The 4,885-nt window shown below is 67.1% G+C and carries 6 protein-coding genes; all 6 read left to right on the forward strand.

What is annotated here, in order from left to right; genetic code table 11:
* On the forward strand, positions 1 to 894 hold an 894-nt coding region (locus Q4F73_RS11525; RefSeq protein ID WP_303359486.1), incomplete at its 5' end, for a Glu/Leu/Phe/Val dehydrogenase dimerization domain-containing protein.
* 65 nt (positions 895 to 959) lie between these two features.
* The gene (locus Q4F73_RS11530; protein ID WP_303359487.1) at positions 960 to 1,664 is read left to right on the forward strand and encodes a DivIVA domain-containing protein; all 705 of its coding nucleotides are present in this window, start codon (positions 960 to 962) and stop codon (positions 1,662 to 1,664) included.
* A 13-nt stretch (positions 1,665 to 1,677) separates the two neighbouring features.
* Positions 1,678 to 2,184: a DUF177 domain-containing protein gene (locus Q4F73_RS11535; RefSeq protein WP_303359488.1), complete on the forward strand. Its 507-nt coding sequence runs from the start codon at positions 1,678 to 1,680 to the stop codon at positions 2,182 to 2,184.
* Positions 2,181 to 2,936 (forward strand): ribonuclease III, encoded by a 756-nt coding sequence (rnc, locus tag Q4F73_RS11540; RefSeq protein WP_303359489.1) that lies wholly within the window; start codon positions 2,181 to 2,183, stop codon positions 2,934 to 2,936. The genes Q4F73_RS11535 and rnc overlap by 4 nt, the downstream gene beginning before the upstream one ends.
* The gene (gene mutM / locus Q4F73_RS11545; RefSeq protein WP_303359490.1) at positions 2,920 to 3,726 is read left to right on the forward strand and encodes a bifunctional DNA-formamidopyrimidine glycosylase/DNA-(apurinic or apyrimidinic site) lyase; all 807 of its coding nucleotides are present in this window, start codon (positions 2,920 to 2,922) and stop codon (positions 3,724 to 3,726) included. Before rnc ends, mutM begins: the two co-directional genes overlap by 17 nt.
* A 63-nt stretch (positions 3,727 to 3,789) precedes the next feature.
* The coding region (locus Q4F73_RS11550) for a sodium:alanine symporter family protein (protein ID WP_303359491.1) at positions 3,790 to 4,885 on the forward strand (1,096 nt) is incomplete at its 3' end.

A 4,885-nucleotide genomic window follows, 5' to 3' on the forward strand; every position in this document is an offset into this window, starting at 1 on the left:
ATGACCGAGCTGCACAACCACATCGGCGAGTACAAGGACGTCCCCGCCGGTGACATCGGTGTCGGCGGCCGCGAGATCGGCTTCCTCTTCGGCCAGTACCGTCGTCTGGCCGGCCAGCACGAGTCCGGTGTCCTCACCGGCAAGGGCCTCGCCTGGGGTGGCTCCCTCGTGCGTACCGAGGCGACCGGCTACGGCTGCGTCTACCTCACGCAGGAGATGATGCGCGCCCACGGTGCCGACATGGCCGGCGCCAAGGTCATCGTCTCCGGTTCCGGCAACGTGGCCATCTACGCCACGCAGAAGGCCCAGGAGCTCGGCGCCACCGTCATCGGTGTCTCCGACTCCTCCGGTTGGATCCACGCCCCGAACGGCATCGACGTCGAGCTGCTCCGCGACATCAAGGAGAACCGCCGCGAGCGCATCGCCTGCTACGCGGAGGAAGCCACCGGCGCCACCTTCCATGCCGACGGTTCCATCTGGGACCTCCAGGCCGACGTCGCCCTGCCGTGTGCCACCCAGAACGAGCTCAACGGCGACCACGCGCGCACCCTGGCCGACAACGGCGTCCGCTTCGTCGCCGAGGGCGCCAACATGCCCTCCACCCCGGAGGCCATCGAGGTCTTCCGCGAGCGCGGAATCCACTTCGCCCCGGGCAAGGCCGCCAACGCCGGTGGCGTGGCCACCTCCGCCCTGGAGATGCAGCAGAACGCCTCCCGTGACTCCTGGTCCTTCGAGTACACCGACCAGCGCCTGCACAAGATCATGTCCAAGATCTTCCGCACCATGTCCCGCACCGCCGAGGAGTACGGCCGCGAGGGTGACTACGTCACCGGCGCCAACATCGCCGGCTTCAAGAAGACCGCCGATGCGATGCTCGCACAGGGTGTCATCTAGACACTGAGTCTTCCCTGGCCCTGCCGCACCACACTTTGGGCGGCGGGGCCAGTATCGTTTGAGTCATGTATCGCGTTTTCGAAGCCCTGGACGAGCTCAACCAGACCGTGGAGCAGGCCTACGGCGTGCCCATGACCGCCAACTGCATGGTGCCGCGCCACGACACCCTTGCGCTTCTCGACGATCTCCGCAACGCCCTGCCCGTCGAGATCGACGACGCGCAGGACGTCCTGGACAAGCAGGAGGAGATCCTCCGCGGGGCGGAGGACCGTGCCCGCGAGATGATCGCCGAGGCTGAGGCCGAGGCCCACGAGATCGTGTCCCGCGCGAAGGCCGACGCCGACCACATGGTCGACGATGCGCAGCATCGCGCCTCCACCATGGTCGCCAAGGCCGAGGATGATGTGGAGCACATGATCACCTCGGCGCGTCGGGAAGCGGAGGACACCGTCCACCGCGCCCAGGGCGAGGCCGACCGTCTCATCCAGGACGGCAACGACTCCTACCGGCGCAGCGTCGACGAGGGTGTCGCCGAGCAGGAGCGCCTGGTCTCCGAGGCGGAGGTCGTGCGGCGCGCCAACGAGGAGGCGCACCGGATCGTCGATACCGCGCACGCCGATTCCGAGAAGCTGCGCACCGAGGCCGACCAGTTCGTCGACGGCAAGCTCGCCGAGTTCGAGGGTTCCCTGTCCGAGGTGCTGCGCACCGTCAGCCGTGATCGTCAGGCGCTGCGCCGGGGCGCAGGTGTGTCGCGGCGTCGATCTGAGTAGGCTCTGACACGCTATGACTTCACCTTTTGTGTTCAATGTTGCCCGTCTCAGCGATTTCGAGCAGCGCACCCAGACCGGACCGAGCCCCAGCCGCATCGGCCCGGAGATGATCGGCCTCGCTGAGGGGGCCGAGGTCACCGTCGATGCGTCCCTCACCCAGCTCGGTGGGGGAGTGCTTGCCGACGCCACCGTCACCGGCCAGCTCACCGGCCAGTGCGTGCGCTGCCTCGGGGAGCTGCACCCGCCTCTCGAGCTGCGCGTGCAGCAGGTGTTCTCCGGTTCCGATGACTTCGTCACCGGTGACGCCGATGAGGACGGCGAGGTTGATGAGCTGCCGGAGATCGTCGGCGACGAGATCGACCTGCTGCAGTCCGTCATCGACGAGGCCGGCCTGACGCTGCCCTTCAACCCGACCTGCGAGGGCGGCTGCGCGGAATCCGACACCCCCTCCCCGGACGGCGTGTCCGGCGAGCACCAGCCCCTCGACCCGCGGTGGGCCGACCTGGAGAAGTTCCTGTGAGCCGCAAGCGCCACCGTCCCACCGGGGAGGAGGCGCTGGAGACGGCCTTTGCGGCCGTCGACCACACCCCGCTTCTCGACGCCCTCGGCGTCACCCTCTCCACCGAGCTGCTCCGGCATGCGTTGACGCACCGCAGCTTCGCCAACGAGAACGGTAACCTGCCCAACAACGAGCGCCTCGAGTTCCTCGGCGACGCCGTCCTCGGCCTGTCCGTGGCCAACCAGCTCTACATGCAGTATCCCTCGCGCCCGGAGTCGGACATCTCGAAGATGCGGGCGTCGATAGTCTCGCGTTTCGGCCTGGCGGACATCGCCCGGGAGATCAACCTCGGCGAGCACATCCTGCTCGGCAAGGGTGAGCTGGTCACCGACGGTCGCACCAAGGACTCCATCCTCGCCGACACCACCGAGGCGCTGTTCGGTGCGATCTACCTCGAGCACGGCTTCGGGATCGCCCGGGAGGTCATTCTGCGGTTGTTCGCGCGGAAGATCGACCAGGCGTCGGCAAGCAACATCCACCGGGACTGGAAGACGACGCTGCAGGAGCGCGTCGCCGAGCTCAAGTACCCCATGCCGGTGTACGCCGCCACGTCGACCGGCCCCGAGCATGATCTGACGTTCTCCGCGACCGTGACCGTCAACGGGCACGTGCTCGGTAACGGCGTGGGCGGCAGCAAGAAGTTCGCCGAGCAGGAGTCCGCCCGCCAGGCGTTCCTGCTGCTGCGGGAGAATCCGCGTGCCGGAGCTGCCTGAGGTCGAGGTCGTGCGCCGGGGGTTGGAGGCGCACGTGCTCGGTGGGGTCTTCGAGGATGTCGAGGTGCTGCACCCCCGCGCCAACCGCGGCCAGGACGTGCCGCTGGCGGACCTTCTCGTCGGGGCCCGCATCGAGGCGGTCCGCCGCCGGGGGAAGTACCTGTGGCTCGACCTGGGGGAGGACGCCCTGTTTGTCCACCTGGGCATGAGCGGGCAGATGCTCCTCGGCCCGACCACCTCCGCGCACGTGCGCATACGTTCGCGCATCTCGGGAAAGGAACTGAATTTCGTCGATCAACGCACCTTCGGCCGGTGGCTGTACACGCCGCAGGTGGCCGGGGTTCCTGTCCCTGTGGCACACATCGCGCGCGACCCGCTGGAGGTGGACTTCGATGCGGTGGCGGTCGCCCGCCTCATCCGGCGCAAGCGATCGGCGATCAAGGCGGTGCTGCTCAACCAGGAGGTGGTCAGCGGCATCGGCAACATCTACGCCGATGAGGCGCTCTGGCAGGCGGGCATCGCCCCGACCAGGCGGGCATCGTCGCTGCTGCAGCGCGAGGCGGTCGTGCTTATCGACGCCGCCGCCGACGTCATGCGTCGCGCCCTCGCCGAGGGCGGAACCTCCTTCGACTCCCTGTACGTCAACGTCAACGGCGAATCCGGGTACTTCTCCCGTTCCCTCAACGCCTACGGTCGCGAGGGGTTGCCGTGCGGGCGGTGTGGAACTGTGCTGCGCCGGATCGTGGTCGGCGGGCGGTCCTCGCATTTCTGTCCGGAATGTCAGCGCTGAGACGCTCATAACAATTCGGGCGTCAATTGTGTCCTGAACCACATAGGGCGCTACCTTTAGGGAATGGACGCAATCGAATCGTTCGTCACAGGGACGATCAACGACAATCTCTGGACCGCCGTACCGTGGCTGCTCATCGCCGCCGGTGTGTACTTCGGAATCCGCACCATTCTCGTGCAGATCCGCATGGTCCCCGACATGTTCCGCGCCGTCATGGAGAAGCCCGGCAGCCCGGGTAAGGACCATGACGAGGAATACGGCGGCATCTCCGCCTTCCAGGCCTTCACCATCTCCGCGGCCTCCCGCGTGGGTACCGGCAACGTCGCCGGTGTGGCCGTGGCCATCACCCTCGGTGGCCCGGGCGCGGTGTTCTGGATGTGGATGATCGCCATCATCGGTGGAGCCACCGCTTTCGTCGAGTCGACGCTGGCGCAGCTGTGGAAGACCAAGGACGCCGACGGCAACTACCACGGTGGCCCGGCGTACTACATGACGCGTGGCATGAACGCGAAGTGGCTGGCGATCATCTTCGCCATCTTCATCTCCATCACCTACGGCTTCGTCTACAACGCCATCCAGACCAACTCCATCGCCGAGGCCGTCGGCGGTTCCCTGGGTCGCGACGACAACGGCTTCAAGATGGTCGTCGGTGGTGTCCTCGCACTGCTCACCGCCATGATCATCTTCGGTGGTGTGCGTCGAATTGCCACCGCCACCCAGATCATCGTGCCCTTCATGGCGGTCGCCTACATCGTGGTCGCGATCGTCGTCCTCGCCCTGCGCATCCAGGAGGTGCCGGGGGTCATCGCCGATATCGTCGGCCACGCTCTCGGTTTCAAGGAGATCGTCGGTGCCACCGTCGGTGCCGCCTTCATGAACGGTATGCGCCGCGGTCTGTTCTCCAACGAGGCCGGCATGGGTTCCGCGCCGAACGCGGCGGCCACCGCCACCGTCTCCCACCCGGTCAAGCAGGGCCTGGTGCAGACCCTGGGTGTCTACTTTGACACCCTCGTCGTCTGTTCCATCACCGCCTTCATCATCCTGCTGGGTACCCAGGACATCGCCTACGGCGAGGACATCCAGGGCGCGGCCCTGACCCAGGCGGCGCTGGCCAGCGAGGTCGGCGCGTGGGGCACCCACTTCGTCACCTTCATCCTCT

Origin of the sequence: Corynebacterium sp. (genome assembly GCF_030535495.1) — a bacterium.
Classification (GTDB): Bacteria; Actinomycetota; Actinomycetes; order Mycobacteriales; family Mycobacteriaceae; genus Corynebacterium.

Coding starts and splice junctions, on each gene's coding strand:
- Q4F73_RS11535 (WP_303359488.1), top strand. CDS start 1,678: ATGACTTCACCTTTTGTGTTCAATGTTGCCCGTCTCAGCGATTTCGAG.
- Q4F73_RS11530 (WP_303359487.1), top strand. CDS start 960: ATGTATCGCGTTTTCGAAGCCCTGGACGAGCTCAACCAGACCGTGGAG.